Below are 18,354 nucleotides of genomic sequence, written 5' to 3' on the forward strand. Positions count from 1 at the left end.
GACTAATAGACTGGCTAGGCGCTGTATTTCATGCTTTTCTTGCCTATGAGGAAGTAGGGTACCTATCCTGTTTCTCGATCGGCACAACATTGGACCCGCTGAAGAACAGGGTTACCCGTATTCAGCATTGAGTGTCAGATAGAAGAAGGAGTCTTACATGAAAAAATCAACGACTGGCTTGCTGCTCGGTTCTGCACTGGTTGTCGGCCTCTCCGGCTGCGCCAGCTCCGCCTCTCAGTCCTCCTCCGGCATGAGCGCATCTGACGCCAAGCCGTGGTACCAGCACCCGATGGTGTGTGGTATCGCTGGTGGTCTGATCGGCGGTGGTATCGGCTACGGCACCACCAGCGATGACGACGAGGAAACCGGCGCTGCTGTCGGCGCGACCGTCGGCACCGTGGCTGGCGCTCTGCTGTGTGCCGAGCCGAACAAGGAGCCGATGAACGCTCCGAAGGATTCCGACGGTGACGGCGTCTACGACGCCAACGACCAGTGCCCGGGTACTCCGGCCGGTGTCGCCGTGGACGCAGTGGGTTGCCCGCTGGATTCCGACAACGATGGCGTGCCGGACTTCCAGGACCAGTGCCCGGGTACTCCGGCTGGCGTCGAGGTCAACTCCCTCGGTTGCGAGAAGGACCTGGTCCTGCGTGACGTGAACTTCGAGTTCGACTCCGCCGTCCTGACCGCTCAGGCTGAGCAGGTTCTGGCTGGTGTTGCCGAGCGTCTGCGCGCCAACCCGAACGTCGGCGTGCGCATCGAAGGTCACACCGACAGCGTCGGTTCCGACAGCTACAACAAGCAGCTGTCTCAGGAGCGTGCCGCTTCCGTTGCTCGCTTCCTGGCGAGCCAGGGTGTTCAGCCGAACCGCATGCGTGCCATCGGTTACGGTGAAGAGCAGCCCATCGCGACCAACGACACCGATGCAGGTCGTGCGGAAAACCGTCGTGTGGAACTGGGTGAGTGGCAGTAAGTCTGCCCTGACCGAGTCCGTCTCGATCGCCTGATCGAGCACGATGACATCAGCGAGGCGCCTTCGGGCGCCTCGCTGCGTTTCGGGTGGTGGTGGCCAGGCTTGCCATTCCGCTCGCTAAAGGTGTCGCGACGCCCTCCACAGGGGTAGAGCATGGCGCCGGCGGCGCCATTTCTGATATTCTATGTCGCTGTTTCACCCCTCGAATCCATTTTGGCGACACGTGATCCCTGGTATGGATCACCACTGCGCACAAGGACAGCTTGCATGCCCATCGTGACACTGCCTGACGGCAGTCAGAGAACCTTCGATTCCCCCCTTAGCGTCATGGAGCTGGCCGAGAGCATCGGCCCGGGACTTGCCAAGGCCTGCGTGGCCGGCAAGATCGACGGCGTATTGGTGGACGCCGCGGACCTGATCGAGACGGACGCCGAGGTGGCGATCCTGACCGCACGTGACGAGGAAGGCCTGGAGATCATCCGGCATTCCTGTGCCCACCTGATCGGGCACGCGGTCAAGCAGCTCTATCCCGAGGCCAAGATGGCCATCGGCCCGGTGATCACCGACGGCTTCTATTACGACATCGATTTCGGCCAGTCGATCACCCCGGAAGACCTCGAGACCATCGAGAAGCGCATGAAGCAGCTAATCGATGAAGAGTACGACGTGGTCCGCGAGTACGTCGATCGCGATGCCGCGATGCTGGAATTCCTGCATCGCGATGAGCCCTACAAGCAGGAAATCGTGCGCGGGATTCCCGAAGGCGACACTATTCGCCTCTACCGCCACAAGGAATATACCGACATGTGTCGTGGGCCCCACGTGCCCAACACGCGTCACCTCAAGGCGTTCAAGCTGACCAAGCTGGCCGGTGCCTACTGGCGCGGCAATGCCGACAACGCCATGCTGACCCGCATCTACGGCACCGCCTGGGGCGACAAGAAGCAGCTCAAGGCCTACCTGCACCGCCTCGAGGAGGCCGAGAAGCGCGATCACCGCAAGCTGGCGCGTCGTCTCGACCTCTTCCACATGCAGGAAGAGGCGCCGGGCATGGTGTTCTGGCACCCCAACGGCTGGACCCTGTGGCAGCGCGTCGAGCAGTACATGCGCGGGGTCTACAAGGAGGGCGGCTATCAGGAGATTCGCTGCCCTCAGATCATGGACGTGTCGCTGTGGAAGAAATCCGGCCATTGGGATAACTACGCCGACGGCATGTTCTTCACCGAGTCCGAGAAGCGTGAGTACGCGCTCAAGCCGATGAACTGCCCGGGCCACGTCCAGGTGTTCAACTCCGGCCTGCGCAGCTACCGTGAACTGCCGGTGCGCTTCGGCGAATTCGGCGGCTGTCACCGTAATGAGCCGTCCGGCGCGCTGCACGGCATCATGCGAGTGCGTGCCTTTACCCAGGACGACGGCCACATCTTCTGTACCGAAGAGCAGGTGCAGCCCGAGGTGACGAGCTTCCATCGCCAGGCGCTCAAGGTCTACAGCGACTTTGGCTTCGAGGATATCGCGATCAAGATCGCCCTGCGCCCGGAAAAGCGCATCGGCGACGACGACACCTGGGATCGTGCCGAGAACGCCCTGCGTGGTGCGCTGGAGGCCTGTGGGGTCGAGTGGCAGGAGCTGCCGGGCGAGGGCGCCTTCTATGGTCCCAAGATCGAGTATCACATGAAGGACTGCCTGGGCCGCGAGTGGCAGGTCGGCACCATGCAGGTCGACTTCATGATGCCCACGCGGCTGGGTGCCCAGTACGTGACCGAAGAGGGCGAGCGCAAGCCGCCGGTCATGCTGCACCGTGCCATCGTCGGTTCCATGGAGCGCTTTATCGGCATCCTGATCGAGCACTACGCCGGCGCCATGCCGCTGTGGCTCGCGCCGGAGCAGGCGGTGGTGATGATCATCACCGATGCCCAGAAGGAATACGCCGAAGCCTTGACCTCACGACTGCAAAAAATCGGTCTTCGCGTCAAGTCGGACTTGAGGAACGAGAAGATCGGCTTTAAAATTCGCGAGCATACGTTGCAGAAGGTACCCTATCTCCTGGTGGTCGGAGATAAGGAAGTAGAGGCCGACTCGGTGGCTGTGCGTACGCGCAGCGGCGAAAATCTGGGCACCATGACCGTGGACGCCTTTATTGAACGAGTTCAGGCCGAGCGGTACTAACGGGTAGGCGGCATGGGCCGCCCCCTCGTGTGAGGCTCTAGGCACGCACCTTCCCAGCTCTCGCACCTTCCAAAGCTACAGTGGAGACGGAACCATCAAGAGAAGCAACCCCAGAGGACGCCCCCAGGACAAGCGTCCGCCAATGAACGAGCGCATCACCGAAGATCAGGTCCGCCTGATCGCCAGCGACGGCGAACAGCTTGGCATCGTGGATACCCGCGACGCCCTTGAGCGTGCTGAAGCGGAAGGGATGGACCTCGTACAGATTTCCAATGCCGATCCGATCGTCTGCAAGATCATGGATTACGGCAAGTTCGTCTTCGAGCAGAAGAAGCAGAAGGCTGCTCAGAAGAAGAAGCAGAAGCAAATCCAGGTCAAGGAAGTCAAATTCCGTCCTGGCACCGACGAGGGTGACTATCAGGTCAAGATGAAGAACCTGATTCGATTCCTCGAAGGTGGCGACAAGGGCAAGGTCACCCTGCGTTTCCGCGGGCGTGAAATGGCGCACCAGGACATCGGCCGCAAGCTGATGGAACGGATCGCAGCGGATCTCGAGGAAATCGGGACCGTGGAATCCTTCCCCAAGATGGAAGGGCGCCAGATGATCATGATCATTGCCCCCAAGAAGAAGTGATCCGACGGCCGGTTCAACGATTGGTCAGCCTGTGAAGGCTGGCCATTGGCCCCGGATTTTCTAAAGAAACTCGAGCGGAGTTATTCTCATGCCGAAGATCAAGAGCAACAGCGGCGCTGCCAAGCGCTTCAAGAAGACTGCCAACGGCTTCAAGCACAAGCAGTCCTTCCGTAGTCACATTCTGACCAAGAAGTCCACCAAGCGTAAGCGTCAGCTGCGCGGCATGCAGCAGATCCACGACGCCGACAAGGCACTCGTGCGTCGCATGCTGCCGTACGTATAAACCCTTGGTGAACCCCCTTTAACGTCAGGAGAGTGCTATGACTCGTGTCAAGCGTGGTGTCGTCGCCCGTCGTCGTCACAAGAAGATCATGAAGCAGGCCAAGGGCTACTACGGTGCCCGTTCGCGCGTCTTTCGCGTTGCCAAGCAGGCCGTCATCAAGGCCGGCCAGTACGCGTACCGCGACCGTCGCCAGCGCAAGCGTCAGTTCCGTGCCCTGTGGATCCAGCGTATCAACGCCGGTGCCCGTCAGCACGGTCTGTCCTACAGCCGCTTCGTCGGTGGTCTGAAGAAGGCCGGTATCGAAATCGACCGCAAGGTCCTGGCTGACCTGGCCGTTCACGAGAAGGCAGCCTTTGCTGCCATCGTCGAGAAGGCCAAGGCTGCCCAGTAAGCGCGTTCGAATGATGAGCGAGCTCTCCCCATGGGGAGACGAGCGTTCATGATCGCCCCAGGGGAAGAGCAGCCGCTCTTCCCCTGTTTTTTTGGCGACCCCTTTTTCATCGCGATCTCTCTACTATTGCGCGACCACTCCACCACTGAACGATCAACGATATCGGAGCTCAACGTATGGACCACCTTCCCGACCTGGTTCAACAAGCTCGCGACGCCATCCAGTCAGCCGACTCCATGGCCGCACTCGACGAGATTCGCGTCAAGTACCTGGGCAAGAAGGGCGAACTGACCGCGCTGCTCAAGGGGCTCGGCAAGCTGCCCGCCGAGGAGCGCCCGGTGGCCGGTGAGCGCATCAACCAGGCCAAGCAGGAGCTGGCCAAGGAACTCGATACCCGGCGCGAGGCCCTGGCCAAGGCCGAACTCGACGCCAAGCTTGCCGCAGAACGCCTGGACGTGACCCTGCCGGGTCGTGGACAGCCCACCGGTGGCCTGCATCCGGTGACACGCACCCTGGAGCGTATCGAAGGCCTGTTCCGTCGCATCGGCTACGAGGTGGCGGTGGGGCCAGAGCTCGAAGACGATCACCACAACTTTGAAGCCCTGAACATCCCGGCCCACCATCCGGCGCGAGGCATGGCCGACACCTTCTATTTCGACGCCACCCGGCTGTTGCGCACCCACACCTCGCCGGTCCAGGTGCGCACCATGAAGGCCGAGGAGCCGCCGATCCGCATCGTCTGCCCGGGTCGGGTGTACCGCAGTGACTCGGATCTGACCCATACCCCGATGTTCCATCAGGTCGAGGGCCTGCTGATCGAGGAAGACGTCAGTTTTGCCGACCTCAAGGGCACCATCGAAGACTTTCTGCATGCCTTCTTCGAGCGCGATGACCTGTCGGTACGTTTCCGTCCGTCCTACTTCCCCTTCACCGAGCCCTCCGCCGAGGTCGATATCGCCTGCGTGATGTGCGCCGGTGAGGGCTGCCGTGTGTGCTCCCACACCGGCTGGCTCGAGGTGATGGGCTGCGGCATGGTCCACCCGGAAGTCTTCCGTCACGGCGGCATCGATCCCGAGCGCTATACCGGTTTCGCCTTCGGTATGGGTGCCGAGCGCCTGGCCATGCTGCGCTACGGCGTCAACGATCTGCGCCTGTTCTTTGAAAACGATCTGCGCTTTCTTCGTCAGTTTCACTGAGCGCTGCGGGCCAGAGGGCTCGATAAAGAACATCGAATGCAGGAACAGGACGTCAAGGAGTCCTCATGAAAGTATCCGAACAGTGGCTGCGTGAGTGGGTATCTCCGCAGCTTTCCACCCAGGGGCTTGCCGACCAGATCACCATGGCGGGGCTCGAGGTGGACGCCGTCGAACCCGTGGCGGCGGCCTTCAGCGACGTCGTGGTGGCCAAGGTGGTCGACAAGGCCCCGCACCCTGATGCCGACAAGCTCAACGTCTGTCAGGTCGACGACGGTAGCGGCGAGACCGTGCAGGTGGTGTGTGGCGCACCCAATGTGGCCGCCGGTCAGCACATCCCCTTCGCCCGCGTGGGCGCGGTGTTGCCGGGTGACTTCAAGATCAAGAAGGCCAAGCTCAGGGGCGTCGAGTCCCGCGGCATGATCTGCTCCGCCTCGGAGCTGGGCCTGGAGGAGGGCACCTCCGAGGGTATCCTGGTGTTGCCCGAGGACGCTCCGGTGGGCACCGCCCTGCGCGACTACCTGGGCCTGGATGACCACACCATCGAGGTCGATCTGACGCCGAACCGCGGCGACTGTCTGAGCGTCCAGGGCCTGGCCCGCGAGGTTGGCGTGCTCAACCGTCTTGGCCTGAACGAGCCGCAGATCTCCGAGGTTGCGGCCAGTCATGACGAAACCTTCCCGATCAGGGTCGAGGACGCAGAGCGCTGCCCGCGCTATATCGGCCGTCTGATCAAGGGCGTCGATATCAGCCGTCCCACGCCGATGTGGATGGTCGAGCGTCTGCGCCGTAGCGGTGTGCGCGCCATCGATCCGGCGGTAGACGTGACCAACTACGTGATGCTGGAGCTGGGCCAGCCGCTGCATGCCTTCGATCGTGCCAACCTCGAGGGTGCCGTGATTGTGCGTCTAGCGCGCCAGGGCGAGGAGCTTGTGCTGCTCGATGGCCAGACCGTCAGTCTCGACCCGAGCACCCTGATCATCGCCGACGAGAAGGGGCCGCTGGCCCTGGCCGGCGTGATGGGCGGCGAACACTCCGGTGTCAGCGAGGCCACCCGCGATATCTTCCTGGAAGGCGCCTTCTTCACCCCCTTGGCGGTGGCCGGGCAAGCGCGCTCCTACGGGCTTCACACCGATGCCTCGCATCGTTTCGAGCGCGGCGTCGATCCCGAGCTGACGCGCCGTGCCATCGAGCGGGCCACCGAGCTTCTGATCGCCATCTGCGGCGGCGAAGCCGGGCCGCTCAATGAGCAGGCATCCGACGCGCACCTGCCGGCTCAGCGTGAGGTGACCCTGCGCACCGAGCGGCTGGTCAAGGCGCTGTCCAAGCGCCTGGACGACGCCGAGGTCGGCGAGATCCTCGAGCGCCTGGGCATGGCGGTGGAAAGCATCGACGCTGGCTTCCGGGTCAAGGTGCCGAGCTGGCGTTTCGACGTCGCCATCGAGGAAGACCTGATCGAGGAAGTGGCGCGGATTCACGGCTATAACCGTTTGCCGGTGCGTCGCCCCGCCGTGCGTCTGGCACTCAAGGCAGACCATGAGTCCAGGAGCCCGTTGTCGCGGTTGCGTCGTCAAATGACCGCACGTGGCTACCAGGAAGCGATCACCTACAGTTTCGTCGCCCCGGAGCTGCAGCGTGTGCTGCTGCCCGAAGCGGTGTCGCCGGTGCTGGCCAACCCGATTTCTGCGGATCTGTCGGTGATGCGGGCGAGCCTGTTCCCGGGCCTGGTCAGGGCGCTTGAGCACAATCTCAATCGCCAGCAGACCCGCGTGCGCCTGTTCGAGAGCGGCCTCATTTTCCGCGGTGAGCTCGATGAACTGGAGCAGGTGCCGATGCTCGGCGCCATCGTCTGCGGCTCGCGCCTTCCCGAAGGCTGGGCTGGCGGTCGCGACAAGGTCGACTTCTTCGATCTCAAGGGTGACCTCGAGAGTCTGTTCGAAGTGACCGGCAGCGCCGACGCCTGGCGTTTCGAGCCGGGCGAGCACCCGTCACTGCATCCCGGACAGTGCGCGCGCATCCTCCATCGCGGCGAGGAAGCCGGCTGGATCGGCACCCTGCACCCGGCGGTCAAGGCCAAGCTTGGTCTCAAGACCGACGCCGTGCTGTTCGAGGTGCGCCTCGATGCGCTCAGCCAGGGCAGCATCCCTGCCTTTGCGCCGCTGTCACGGTATCCCGAGGTGCGTCGCGACCTGGCCTTTGTGGTGGATGAGGACCAGCCGGTGCAGGCGCTGCTCGACCGCGTGCGTGCCGAAGCCGGTGAATGGCTCACCGAACTGGGGCTTTTCGACGTCTATCAGGGTAAAGGCGTAGCCGAAGGTCGTAAGAGTGTGGCCTTGGGCTTGACCTGGCAGCATCCTTCGCGCACGCTAAATGACGAAGAAATCAATCAGTTGGTCGATGCCATCGTGGCAACGGCTCGGCAGGGACTCGATGCCGAGCTGCGTGCCTGACGCTTTCCCCTGACGGGCGCGGACGGTTGGCGTGACCATCACCATGAGGATAAGAACATGGGAGCGTTGACCAAGGCAGAACTGGCCGAGCATCTGCATACCGAGCTCGGCCTGTCCAAGCGGGAGGCGAAGACCATGGTGGAAGCCTTCTTCGAGGAAATTCGCGCCTGTCTACGGGAAAACGAGCAGGTCAAGCTGTCGGGATTCGGCAATTTCGACCTGCGCGACAAGCGTGAAAGGCCTGGGCGAAACCCCAAGACGGGAGAAGAGATTCCGATCTCGGCTCGGCGTGTGGTGACCTTCCGGCCCGGGCAGAAATTGAAAAGCCAGGTGGGGCATCCCGAGGAAGCCTAGAGGAGTGAAGCCTTGGCTTTGCTGGCCTCGCCCGATCGCCAAGCGTTGCTCCACGATGGTGTCGTCTTGCGACGTCTTGCGCCGTCTTGAAAGGTTCCGGCCCGTAAAGGCGTCACCCTGAAGAAGTGTCGTAACCGAAGGTCGTGACGCAAAGTGTCATCGTAAAAAGCGCCGCCCCAAAGGGGGCGGCGCTTTTTTTGTGGCGGGGCTGGAGTGGAGCCTTGCAGCAGAGCCTTTGCAGCCGTTGCTGATATCAAGGTCAGCGGCGCACCGGGCGTCAGCCTTCCTCGGTGCTCTGGCGATCGAGATTCGTCTGTCGGGCTTCTTCCTCCCTTTCCTGGGCCTCCTGGGCCAGTGTCTTGCGCGGCAACAGCAGGTTCAACAGGAAGGCGCTGATCGCGGCGATCACGATGGGTGCACCTGTGACCACGTCCTTGACCGTTTCCGGGAACTGCTCGATCGCCGACGGCACCGAGGTGATGCCCAGGCTGAGGGCCAGCGACAGCCCGACGATGGTCATGTTGCGGGCGGTCATCTCGTCCTTGATCAATAGCTGGATACCGGTCACCGTGATCATCCCGAACACGGTGATGGTGGCGCCACCGATGACCGGATAGGGGATGGTCGTCATCAGCGCGCCGAACTTGGGGCTGAGGCCGGCCAGCAGCACGATGACACCCGCCAGCATGAAGACGCTTCGACTGATGACCTTGGTGATCGCCACGATGCCGACGTTCTGGCTGTAGGTGGAGGTCGGCAGGGCACCGAAGAAGGTGCTCAGGGTGGTCGTCAGGCCATTGCCGAGCAGGCCGCCGGTGAGTTCCTTTGTCGCCAGTTCCCGGTTCATCCCCGCCACGCTGGTCGCGGAGAGATCGCCAATCGTCTGGACCGAATTGATCACGCAGATCACCACCATGGAAATGATGGCCGCGGAGTGAAACTCCATCTCGAACGGCATCAACTCCGGCACTGCCAGCCACGGGGCGTTGCTCACCGGGGAAAAGTCGATCATGCCCAGGGGGATGGCGACCAGGTAGCCTACCAGCATGCCGATGATGATGGCCGACAGCTTGACCACGCCGCGCCCGAACTGGGACGCCACCAGGACGGTGACCAGGGTCAGGACACCCAGCCCCCAGTTGATGAGATCACCGAAGCCTTCGGCGTTGACGTTGCCACTACCGGCCATGTAGCGGATGGCGATGTCATAGAGCGACAGTCCGATCACCAGTACCACGGTTCCTGCCACCACCGGTGGGAAGAGGTGGCGGATGAACTGTATGAAGTAGCCCACCACCATCATGGTGATGCCACCGATCAGTTGCGCACCCAGGATGCCCTCGATGCCGTACTGGGCGCCGACGGCGATCAGCGTCGGCACGTAGGCGAAGCCAACACCGAAGATGGCCGGCAGGCGGGCGCCGAACTTCCAGACGCCGTAGAGGTGGAAGAGGGTGCACACGCCGGAGGCAAGCACCGCTACCTGAATCAGCTGGAGCTTTTCCGCCGGGGTGGCGCCGACCACGCCGGCGACGATAAGCGGCGGCGTGATGACACCGGCGATCATCGCCAGCACGTGTTGAAGCGAGATGGGCAGCGCCCGGGCTATGCCGGGCCGGCCGTGGAAGTCGAACAGCGTCGTGGGGGGTGTCTGCATGATCCTGGCCATTGTGGTTGTTGTCAGGGCGTCTGTAGTCGCTGAATACACTATGCAACGTTAGTGTATCCAATGTAGGACGACGAACTGTATACAACAATGGTTCGATACCTGATATCGGCGGTACGAACAAAACGGCAGAATCGGTAAGACAACGACGACATGGACAATGGCGATATCGACCTGGAGGCCGAGGCTCTGGTGGAATAGTCGACGAGTGCAAGTGTCGCCAGGAGCGGTGCTAGACCCCCTTGCCTTCCAGATACCAGGTAATGACGACCTTTGCCACGTAGCCCAGCATGCCGGCGCCAAGCACGATGAACAGCATCAGGGTGCCGAAGCGGCCAGCCTTCGACTGCTTCGCCAGGTCCCAGATGATAAAGCACATGAACAGGATCAGGCCGCCGATCATGATGGGGGTGATCCAGGCCTCGAAGGTCTCGCGCATGGGGCTCTCGCTTGTGTGGTGGCGGTGGGCGGGGGAGTGTGAACTGGCCTGCCATGGTATCCGGTCCAGACACGGCTTGCAGCGCCCGAGGGATGCGCAGGCGCCAGCCTACGTGCTAGAATCCGACCAAAATTCTCAGGTAATTCCATCACATGCCTACTCTCAAGATACTGGTTGGCACCATGTACGGTGGTGCTCTCGACGTAGCCGAACAGGTCAAGCCGTTATTCGAGGACGCGGGCTACGAGGTTTCGGTGCTCGAAAACCCGACCCTGGCCGACGTCACCGACGACGCACCCGATCTGGCGCTGTTCTGCGTGTCTACCACCGGCAGCGGCGACTTTCCGGGAAATTTCGTCAGCTTCGTGCGCGAGTTGCAGGACAAGAGCCCCGGCCTTGGGCAACTTCGCTATGGCCTGATCGCCCTGGGCGACAGCTCCTACGGAGAAACCTTCTGCGGCGCCGGGCGCCGCCTGGACCAGCTGCTCGAGGAACAGGGCGCAACACGCCTCGACGACCGGCTCGAGATCGACGCCATGGAGACCTTCATGGCCGATGACGAGGCGCTGCCCTGGGTCGAGGGCTGGATTGCCCGTCAGAACCTGAAGGTGGCCTGATGGCCAGGGCGATCGCGAGCCCAGCTCGCCTGAGCCTGATGGTCGGCCTGATGCTGGTGCTGGCGCTGACCCTGCCGCGCTACCAGATGGCCGGTCTCGATACCCGCGAGACGCTGGGCTATATCGTGCTCGGTGTACTGGCCCTGGCCAGCCTGTTTCAGTGGCGGTTGCTCGATGGCGCGGGACGCTCGCGCTTTCTACGCATGCTGTTCACCCTGTTGGGCTGCATGGTCGTAGGCCTGGTGGTAATGGCGATCTACAGCACCCTGGTCGATGGCATGGCGCTTGGCCTGGCGGTGCTTTCCCAGGGCGCGACCGCAGGACTGTTGCTGCACGCCGTGGTGCTGGTGTTCTCGAAGCGGGATTGATTGAAGGTCTCAATGCACATCGCCCCGAGCCTTGCGGCTCGGGGCGATGTGTTTTTATGGTGCCGCGGATACGGATGAGGTCGATCAGGCGACAGCGCCGCCCAGGGTATAGCAGGGGACATAGTCACCCGCGAGTTTCATGCGACCCTGGGCGACGAAGGACGTCAGCAGGGCGTCGAGCTTCTCCATCAGGTCGGCCTCGGCGTGCAGGCGGAAGGGGCCGTGGGCCTCGATGGCGCGAATGCCCTGTTCCTTGACGTTGCCGGCGACGATGCCGGAAAAGGCGCGGCGCAGATTGGCGGCCAGTTCGTGCTTGGGCAGTTCACGGTTCAGCGCCAGCGACGCCATGGCTTCGTGGGTCGGCACGAAGGGCTCCTGGAAGTTGCGCGCGATGGTCAGGCGCCAGTTGTAATAGAAGGCGTCCTGGCGGGCGCGACGATACTCGGTGACCTTGTCGATGTTGGCGCGCATGGTGCGGGCCACCTCGGTCGGGTTATCGATGATGATCTGATAGAGCTCGCGCACCGATTCGCCAAGGGTGTAGACCAGGAATTCGTCGATTCGCTGGAAGTACTCGGCGGCGCTGGCGGGGCCGGTGAACACCACCGGGAACTCCATGTCGGCGTTGTCCGGGTGCAGCAGGATGCCGAGCAGGTAGAGGATTTCCTCGGCGGTGCCGACCCCGCCGGGGAAGACGATGATACCGTGGCCCAGGCGCACGAAGGCTTCCAGGCGCTTCTCGATATCCGGCATCACCACCAGTTCGTTGACGATGGGATTCGGCGCCTCGGCGGCGATGATGCCGGGCTCCGACACCCCCAGGTAACGGCCGGGGTAGCGGCGCTGCTTGGCGTGGGCGACGTTGGCGCCCTTCATCGGTCCCTTCATGGCGCCGGGGCCGCAGCCGGTGCAGATGTCGAGATCGCGAAGCCCCAGGTGGTAGCCCACGTCCTTGGTGTACTCGTACTCCTCGCGGGAGATCGAGTGGCCACCCCAGCACACCACCAGGCTGGGATCCCGGCTAGGCTTGAGCGTGCCGGCCTTGCGCAGGATATGGAACACCGCGTTGGTGGTGCCTTCGCCTGTGGCCAGGTCGAAGCGCGACTGGTTCTGGATCTCGTTGTAGACGTAGACGATGTCGCGCAACACGCTGGAGATATGCTCGCGGATGCCGCGAATCATGCGGCCGTCGACGAAGGCCTCGGCGGGGGCATCGGTCAGCTTCAGACGTACCCCGCGGTCCTGCTGCAAAAGCTCGATATCGAAGTTGGGGTAGGTCTCCAGCAGGGCCAGGCCGTCATCCATGGGGTTGCCGGAGTTGAGCACCGCCAGCGTACAGCGGCGCAGCATCTCGTGCAGGCCGGTCTGGGAGCTGTCGCGCAGACGATTGACCTCGTGCTGGGACAGGATCTCGAGGCTGCCTTCGGGGGAGATTGTGGTGGAAATGGTCTCGGGCATACAAGGCTTCCTTGTCTGGGCGGGTGTCAGGGCGCAGGGGCCTTGGCACACGCCTGATTGAAGAGGGCGCGCACGGCGCTCTGATCCGCGTCGCTCATGCCGTCCTGGGCAAAGGCGCCGTCTAGCCATTCATGGAAGACGGCGTCGAAATCGTCACTGGTGACTTCGCTCGGGTCGTAGTCCAGCTGGTCCACCACCAGGGGGATCTGGGGAATCAGATAGCCCAGCGGAAACAGCTCCTCGGCGCTGGCGTCACGCTCCATGTCGATCAGGGCATCATGGATGGCGTCGGCACGGGCGGCGATGGGGTCATGCATGGTGGTGAACTCTTGGTCGGAGGTGGTGTGAAATGAACGATCGATCATGGCTCGATGCTACCACGGCCGGGCGTCAGGGCGCACCGCTGCGGGCTTCGTGCTGAAGTGGTAGACTATGCCGACCCAAGGAAAGGGCCTCGTTCACCGCGTGGGCATTTCCTCAATTGGCCTTGGTTTGCAGCAGCCATGACCTGGCTTGTCGCTGGCCTGCAAACCGGACGGATCACCCTGGCGTCACTCCATGTTCAATGCCCTGTACTTCCGCACCTTCATCACCCTGGTAGAGACCGGCAGCTTCACCCGTACCGCTCAGCGTCTCGAGATGACCCAGCCGGGGGTGAGCCAGCACGTGCGCAAGCTCGAGCGTTATCTGGACAAGACCCTGCTGGAGCGCCAGGGGCGCCGCTTCCGCCTGACCGAGGCCGGTCGCCGAGCTTACGACTACGCGGTAAAGCTGTTTTCCGAGCATGAACAGTTTCGTCACTCTCTGGACGACGAGAGTCTCGATAGCGGCGAGTGTCGGCTGGCGTCACCCGGCAGCATCGGGCTCATGCTCTATCCGTTTATCCTGGGCCAGCAGCAGCGGCATCCAGGGCTGACCGTATCCTATTGCTTCGCCTTTCATCAGGAGATCCTGGCCGATGTGCTGGCCGGTCGGCACGATCTCGGCATCGTCACCGAGGTCACCCGTCACCCGGATCTCGAGTGTGAGGCGTGGCACGACGAACCCTTGAGCCTGGTAGTGCCGGCGGACTTTACCGGCACCAGCCTCAATGACCTGCTGGGGCTCGGCTTCATTAGCTATACCGATGGTCTGGACAAGGCCGGTAGCCTGCTGCGAGCCAATTTTCCCGACGACTTCAGCTCCATGAGCCACTTCCCGCGCCAGGGCTTCACCAACGAGGTGGGCATGGTGCTCGACGCCGTGGCCCGTGGCCTCGGCTTCAGCGTGGTCTCGCGCCTGGTGCTCGAGACCTCGCCCTGGCAACGTCAGGTGCGCGAGATGACCCTGACCCACCCCATGGACGAGACGCTCTACCTCGTCAGTCGACGCGGGGCGCGGGTCCCCAGTCGCTACCACCACCTGCTCGAGGCCTTTCGCGAGCAGCGTCACCTGGAGCGCTTCGGCCACCCCGAGGGTCGCCAGGCCGAGGGCTGAGGCGTCAGTCCTTCCTGCACACATGCGATAAACGACAGAACCCCGCCGTGGCGGGGTTCTGTGCTTTGCCTGCGACGGGATCAGTCGCGGTATTCGTCGATGCTCGGGCAGGAGCAGATCAGCTGGCGATCGCCCAGCACGTTGTCGACCCGGTTGACCGCCGGCCAGTACTTGGCACCCTTGACCGCCTCGGAGGGGAAGGCGCCGATCTCGCGGGAGTAGCCCCGGTTCCATTCCGCGTCCATCAGGTCGGCCATGGTGTGCGGGGCCTTCACCAGAGGGTTGTCCTCCAGGCTCCACTCGCCGCTCTCGACCCGGGCGATCTCCTCGCGGATGCCGATCATGGCGTCACAGAAGCGGTCCAGCTCATAGAGCGACTCCGACTCGGTGGGCTCGATCATCAGGGTGCCGGCCACCGGGAAGGACATGGTGGGGGCGTGGAAGCCGTAGTCCATCAGGCGCTTGGCGATGTCTTCCTCGCTGATGCCGGAGGCCGCCTTGAGCGGACGGATGTCGATGATGCACTCGTGGGCCACGGTGCCGTTCTGGCCCTTGTAGAGCACCGGATAGTGCGCTTCGAGGCGGGTGGCGATGTAGTTGGCGCCGAGGATGGCAAGCTCGGTGGCTTCGCGCAGGCCGCGTGCGCCCATCATCTTGATGTAGGCCCAGGAGATCGGCAGGATCGAGGCCGAGCCGAAGGCCGCCGCGGACACCGCGCCGGAGTCCTCTTCGACGCCGTCGATCGGGGTCACGCTGTGGTTGGCCACATGGGGCGCCAGGTGCGCCTTGACACCGATCGGGCCCATGCCGGGGCCACCACCGCCGTGGGGGATACAGAAGGTCTTGTGCAGGTTGAGGTGGCTGACGTCGCCGCCGAAGTCACCCGGACGTGCCACGCCGACCTGAGCATTCATGTTGGCGCCGTCGATGTACACCTGACCACCGTTGGCGTGGACGATGTCGCAGGCCTCGCGCACTCCTTCCTCGAACACCCCGTGGGTGGACGGGTAGGTGAGCATGATCGCGGACAGCGCCTGTGAGTGCTGCTCGGCCTTGGCCTTGAGGTCGGCCAGGTCGATGTTGCCGTCCTCGTCGCACTCCACCACCACCACGCGCATGCTGCACATGGCAGCGGAGGCCGGGTTGGTGCCGTGGGCCGAGCTGGGGATCAGGCAGACGTCACGGTGGCCCTCGCCCTGGGCCGCCTGGTAGCGACGGATCGCCAGCAGACCTGCGTATTCGCCCTGGGCGCCGGAGTTGGGCTGCATCGAGATATGGTCGTAGCCGGTGATCTCCACCAGGAAGGCCGCCAGTTCGTCGATCATCTGGCGATAGCCGGCGACCTGATCCTTCGGTGCGAAGGGATGGATGCGGGCGAACTCCGGCCAGGTGATCGGCATCATCTCGGTGGTGGCGTTGAGCTTCATGGTGCAGGAGCCCAGCGGAATCATCGCGTGGGCCAGCGACAGGTCCTTGTTCTCCAGGCGCTTGAGGTAGCGCAGCATCTCGGTTTCGCTGCGATAGCGCTGGAAGGTCGGGTGCTCAAGGAAGTCGCTCTCGCGTCGGCAGGCGGCGGGAATGCCGCTGGCCTGGGACTCGAGGATGCCGTCATCGAGTTCGCGCACGCCAAGGCCGTGCTCCTCGCCAAGCAACACGTCGAACAGTGCGTCCAGATCGTGGGCGGTGGTGGTCTCGTCGAGACTGACACCTACGTCGCCATTGTCGAAGTAGCGCAGGTTGATCTCGTGGGTCATGGCACGACCGTGGATCTTGCCGCGATCGACCCCGGTCAGACGCAGGGTGTCGAAGTAGCTGTCGTTGGCCAGGCTGACGCCTTTCTGGGCCAGGCCGGTGGCCAGGATGGTGGTCAGCCGATGGATGCGCCCGGCGATGGTGCGCAGGCCCTCGGCGCCGTGATACACCGCGTAGAAGCCGGCGATGTTGGCCAGCAGCGCCTGGGCGGTGCAGATGTTGGAGGTGGCCTTCTCGCGACGGATATGCTGCTCGCGGGTCTGCATAGCCATGCGCAGGGCGGTGTTGCCGCGGGCATCCTTCGACACCCCGATGATACGGCCGGGGATCGAGCGCTTGAGCTTGTCGGTGGTGGCGAAGAAGGCAGCGTGGGGGCCACCGAAGCCCATCGGCACGCCGAAACGCTGGCTCGAGCCGACCACGATATCGGCGCCCATGGCGCCGGGCTCCTTGAGCAGGACCAGGGCCATCAGGTCGGTGGCAACGCAGGTCATCACGCCGCGTTTCTTGGCCTCGGCGATCAGCGGCGCCAGGTCGTGGACGCGGCCGTCATTGCCGGGGTACTGCAGCAGTGCGCCGAAGACGTCATGGCTTGCGAGTTCTTCCGCCGGGGCGATGACGATCTCGTAGCCGAACCAGGAGGCGCGGGTCTCGAGCACGTCCAGGGTCTGGGGGAAGACATCGTCGGCAACGAAGAAGGCATTGGTCTTGGCCTTCTTGTTGGAGCGTCGGCACAGCGCCATGGCCTCGGCGGCGGCGGTGGCTTCATCCAGCAGCGAGGCGTTGGCCAGCTCCATCCCGGTCAGGTCCATCACCATCTGCTGGAAGTTCAACAGGCCTTCCAGGCGGCCCTGGGAGATCTCGGGCTGATAGGGGGTGTAGGCGGTGTACCAGCCCGGGTTTTCCAGCACGTTGCGCTGAATGACCGCCGGCAGGTGGGTGTCGTAGTAGCCCTGGCCAATGTAGCTGCGGGCGACCTTGTTCTGGCGGGCCAGACGATACAGGTAGTCCAGCGCCTCGGCTTCGGCCTTGGGGGGATCCAGATCGAGCTCACGGCCCAGGCGGATGTTGGCGGGTACCGTCTTGTCGATCAAGGACTCCACGCCTTCGACACCCAGGGCCGACAGCATCTTGGCCCTGTCGTCCCCATCGGGACCATTGTGACGACGGAGAAAGGCATCGTGATCGGCCAGTTCGGCCAGGCGACGTGTATCGAAAGCCATGGAACACCTTGAGTGTGACGGACCCCGAAGATCCGGATGAATAACGGGTTGCCTCGCGTGGTGGCGGGCGCGTTGGCCGGGGCCACATGGCCCCGGCGAGGGGAGAGAGTGGCTCCCCCTGGTGGCGCGGGTCACAGAGGCCCGGCTCAGCCTTCGGCGTCGACCACTGCCTGATAGGCGTCGGCGTCGAGCAGGTCGTCGAGGGCGCTCTGGTCGTCGAGGCGCACCTTCATGATCCAGCCATCCTCGTAAGGCGCTTCGTTGACGGTCTCCGGAGCGTCCTCGAGGGACTCGTTGACCTCGACGATCTCGCCGTCCACCGGCGCATAGAGGTCAGAGGCGGCCTTGACCGACTCGATGACGCCGAATTCGTCGCCCTTGGCGAGGCTGGTGCCGACCTCGGGCAGGTCGACGAAGACCACGTCACCCAGGGCTTCCTGAGCGTGATCGGTGATGCCGATGGTGACGGTTCCGTCGCCGTTGTCCTGAATCCATTCGTGGCTGTCGACATAGCGCAGGTTGGCGGGGATTGAGCTCATCTCGATTTCCTATACGAAAAAGGTTTTCCGGTTTCGCGCATGCTAACGCCATTCTCGGCGTTTGGCGAGTCCATGATGAGAGAAAAACGGGGTGGTCGCCGCACTCTCAAGACATAGGGTGGAACGACTCGCGGTTGGCGTCCAGTCCACGCCCGTGGCTGAAGCCACGGTGAGGTGAAGGGGATGGGCGGATGGCACGTGATGGACGCGTTGGTGGCGAGACCCGGCATGATTCGACGTTGGCGACTATGCTACAGACGTCGAAGAGGCGCGGGGGCCTTCAGCGACCAAAGGGGGATTTGCCAAGACCAAACGCCTTGGCTAAGGTGGCAAAAGTTTCCAATAGGAAACACGGTTGACGTTCACGCATGCGAC

The 18,354-nt window shown here is 63.3% G+C and carries 17 protein-coding genes; 11 read left to right on the forward strand and 6 right to left on the reverse strand.

Features of this window, described 5'->3' with window-relative positions; translation table 11 throughout:
- The first annotated feature begins 157 nt into the window (after positions 1-157).
- The 8 genes from NFG57_RS09455 to ihfA all read left to right on the forward strand — a co-directional run bounded on the left by NFG57_RS09455 (position 158) and on the right by ihfA (position 8,441).
- A complete protein-coding gene (locus NFG57_RS09455; RefSeq protein WP_045991498.1) occupies positions 158-970 on the forward strand; it encodes an OmpA family protein in 813 nt (270 codons plus the stop codon).
- A 267-nt stretch (positions 971-1,237) separates the two neighbouring features.
- Positions 1,238-3,136: a threonine--tRNA ligase gene (thrS, locus tag NFG57_RS09460; protein ID WP_045991497.1), complete on the forward strand. Its 1,899-nt coding sequence runs from the start codon at positions 1,238-1,240 to the stop codon at positions 3,134-3,136.
- A gap of 94 nt (positions 3,137-3,230) precedes the next feature.
- Positions 3,231-3,770, forward strand: coding sequence for a translation initiation factor IF-3 (gene infC, locus NFG57_RS09465; protein ID WP_083970214.1), 540 nt, complete (start codon positions 3,231-3,233; stop codon positions 3,768-3,770).
- An 88-nt stretch (positions 3,771-3,858) separates the two neighbouring features.
- Complete coding sequence (gene rpmI, locus NFG57_RS09470) at positions 3,859-4,053, forward strand: 50S ribosomal protein L35 (protein ID WP_045991495.1); 195 nt, start codon at positions 3,859-3,861, stop codon at positions 4,051-4,053.
- Between the two features lie 37 nt (positions 4,054-4,090).
- On the forward strand, positions 4,091-4,444 hold the full coding sequence (rplT, locus tag NFG57_RS09475; RefSeq protein WP_045991494.1) for a 50S ribosomal protein L20: 354 nt from the start codon (positions 4,091-4,093) through the stop codon (positions 4,442-4,444).
- A gap of 176 nt (positions 4,445-4,620) precedes the next feature.
- Positions 4,621-5,640 (forward strand): phenylalanine--tRNA ligase subunit alpha, encoded by a 1,020-nt coding sequence (gene pheS / locus NFG57_RS09480; protein ID WP_348816046.1) that lies wholly within the window; start codon positions 4,621-4,623, stop codon positions 5,638-5,640.
- Between the two features lie 65 nt (positions 5,641-5,705).
- Positions 5,706-8,087, forward strand: coding sequence for a phenylalanine--tRNA ligase subunit beta (pheT, locus tag NFG57_RS09485; RefSeq protein ID WP_348816048.1), 2,382 nt, complete (start codon positions 5,706-5,708; stop codon positions 8,085-8,087).
- A gap of 57 nt (positions 8,088-8,144) precedes the next feature.
- The gene (gene ihfA, locus NFG57_RS09490; RefSeq protein ID WP_045991491.1) at positions 8,145-8,441 is read left to right on the forward strand and encodes an integration host factor subunit alpha; all 297 of its coding nucleotides are present in this window, start codon (positions 8,145-8,147) and stop codon (positions 8,439-8,441) included.
- A 277-nt stretch (positions 8,442-8,718) separates the two neighbouring features.
- Here the strand turns inward: ihfA and NFG57_RS09495 are convergent, their stop codons facing one another.
- Both NFG57_RS09495 and NFG57_RS09500 read right to left on the reverse strand, forming a co-directional pair.
- A complete protein-coding gene (locus tag NFG57_RS09495) occupies positions 8,719-10,098 on the reverse strand; it encodes a nucleobase:cation symporter-2 family protein (protein ID WP_348816050.1) in 1,380 nt (459 codons plus the stop codon).
- A gap of 241 nt (positions 10,099-10,339) precedes the next feature.
- Entirely contained in the window at positions 10,340-10,546 is a 207-nt protein-coding gene (locus tag NFG57_RS09500; protein WP_045991489.1) for a DUF2788 domain-containing protein, read from the reverse strand.
- 152 nt (positions 10,547-10,698) lie between these two features.
- Here NFG57_RS09500 and NFG57_RS09505 point away from each other — a divergent pair, with 152 nt between their 5' ends.
- Positions 10,699-11,163, forward strand: coding sequence for a flavodoxin domain-containing protein (locus tag NFG57_RS09505; RefSeq protein ID WP_045991488.1), 465 nt, complete (start codon positions 10,699-10,701; stop codon positions 11,161-11,163).
- Positions 11,163-11,531 carry a hypothetical protein gene (locus NFG57_RS09510; RefSeq protein WP_045991487.1) on the forward strand — a complete coding sequence of 123 codons (369 nt, stop codon included), beginning with the start codon at positions 11,163-11,165 and terminating at the stop codon, positions 11,529-11,531. The genes NFG57_RS09505 and NFG57_RS09510 overlap by 1 nt, the downstream gene beginning before the upstream one ends.
- Positions 11,532-11,615: 84 nt before the next feature.
- On the opposite strand, the gene ppnN is transcribed toward NFG57_RS09510, so the two are convergent.
- Both ppnN and NFG57_RS09520 read right to left on the reverse strand, forming a co-directional pair.
- Positions 11,616-12,989: a nucleotide 5'-monophosphate nucleosidase PpnN gene (gene ppnN, locus NFG57_RS09515; RefSeq protein ID WP_348816053.1), complete on the reverse strand. Its 1,374-nt coding sequence runs from the start codon at positions 12,987-12,989 to the stop codon at positions 11,616-11,618.
- 26 nt (positions 12,990-13,015) lie between these two features.
- Entirely contained in the window at positions 13,016-13,354 is a 339-nt protein-coding gene (locus NFG57_RS09520; protein WP_348816055.1) for a hypothetical protein, read from the reverse strand.
- A gap of 193 nt (positions 13,355-13,547) precedes the next feature.
- Here NFG57_RS09520 and NFG57_RS09525 point away from each other — a divergent pair, with 193 nt between their 5' ends.
- Positions 13,548-14,465, forward strand: a complete 918-nt coding sequence (locus NFG57_RS09525; protein ID WP_045991484.1) for a LysR family transcriptional regulator — start codon at positions 13,548-13,550, stop codon at positions 14,463-14,465.
- An 80-nt stretch (positions 14,466-14,545) separates the two neighbouring features.
- Here NFG57_RS09525 and gcvP read toward each other — a convergent pair whose 3' ends face one another.
- Both gcvP and gcvH read right to left on the reverse strand, forming a co-directional pair.
- On the reverse strand, positions 14,546-17,440 hold the full coding sequence (gene gcvP / locus NFG57_RS09530) for an aminomethyl-transferring glycine dehydrogenase (RefSeq protein ID WP_348816056.1): 2,895 nt from the start codon (positions 17,438-17,440) through the stop codon (positions 14,546-14,548).
- Between the two features lie 146 nt (positions 17,441-17,586).
- Positions 17,587-17,979, reverse strand: coding sequence for a glycine cleavage system protein GcvH (gene gcvH / locus NFG57_RS09535; protein WP_045991479.1), 393 nt, complete (start codon positions 17,977-17,979; stop codon positions 17,587-17,589).
- Between the last annotated feature and the right edge of the window lie 375 nt (positions 17,980-18,354).

The sequence above is a fragment of the Halomonas sp. H10-59 genome (genome assembly GCF_040070555.1).
Classification (GTDB): Bacteria; Pseudomonadota; Gammaproteobacteria; order Pseudomonadales; family Halomonadaceae; genus Halomonas; species Halomonas litopenaei.

Bases quoted from the DNA above. Each gene is read 5' to 3' on its own strand.
- NFG57_RS09520 (WP_348816055.1), bottom strand. From the start codon at position 13,354: ATGATCGATCGTTCATTTCACACCACCTCCGACCAAGAGTTCACCACC.
- NFG57_RS09525 (WP_045991484.1), top strand. From the start codon at position 13,548: ATGTTCAATGCCCTGTACTTCCGCACCTTCATCACCCTGGTAGAGACC.
- NFG57_RS09455 (WP_045991498.1), top strand. From the start codon at position 158: ATGAAAAAATCAACGACTGGCTTGCTGCTCGGTTCTGCACTGGTTGTC.
- NFG57_RS09500 (WP_045991489.1), bottom strand. From the start codon at position 10,546: ATGCGCGAGACCTTCGAGGCCTGGATCACCCCCATCATGATCGGCGGC.
- ppnN (WP_348816053.1), bottom strand. From the start codon at position 12,989: ATGCCCGAGACCATTTCCACCACAATCTCCCCCGAAGGCAGCCTCGAG.
- ihfA (WP_045991491.1), top strand. From the start codon at position 8,145: ATGGGAGCGTTGACCAAGGCAGAACTGGCCGAGCATCTGCATACCGAG.
- pheS (WP_348816046.1), top strand. From the start codon at position 4,621: ATGGACCACCTTCCCGACCTGGTTCAACAAGCTCGCGACGCCATCCAG.
- thrS (WP_045991497.1), top strand. From the start codon at position 1,238: ATGCCCATCGTGACACTGCCTGACGGCAGTCAGAGAACCTTCGATTCC.
- NFG57_RS09510 (WP_045991487.1), top strand. From the start codon at position 11,163: ATGGCCAGGGCGATCGCGAGCCCAGCTCGCCTGAGCCTGATGGTCGGC.
- pheT (WP_348816048.1), top strand. From the start codon at position 5,706: ATGAAAGTATCCGAACAGTGGCTGCGTGAGTGGGTATCTCCGCAGCTT.
- rpmI (WP_045991495.1), top strand. From the start codon at position 3,859: ATGCCGAAGATCAAGAGCAACAGCGGCGCTGCCAAGCGCTTCAAGAAG.
- NFG57_RS09495 (WP_348816050.1), bottom strand. From the start codon at position 10,098: ATGCAGACACCCCCCACGACGCTGTTCGACTTCCACGGCCGGCCCGGC.
- gcvH (WP_045991479.1), bottom strand. From the start codon at position 17,979: ATGAGCTCAATCCCCGCCAACCTGCGCTATGTCGACAGCCACGAATGG.
- gcvP (WP_348816056.1), bottom strand. From the start codon at position 17,440: ATGGCTTTCGATACACGTCGCCTGGCCGAACTGGCCGATCACGATGCC.
- NFG57_RS09505 (WP_045991488.1), top strand. From the start codon at position 10,699: ATGCCTACTCTCAAGATACTGGTTGGCACCATGTACGGTGGTGCTCTC.
- rplT (WP_045991494.1), top strand. From the start codon at position 4,091: ATGACTCGTGTCAAGCGTGGTGTCGTCGCCCGTCGTCGTCACAAGAAG.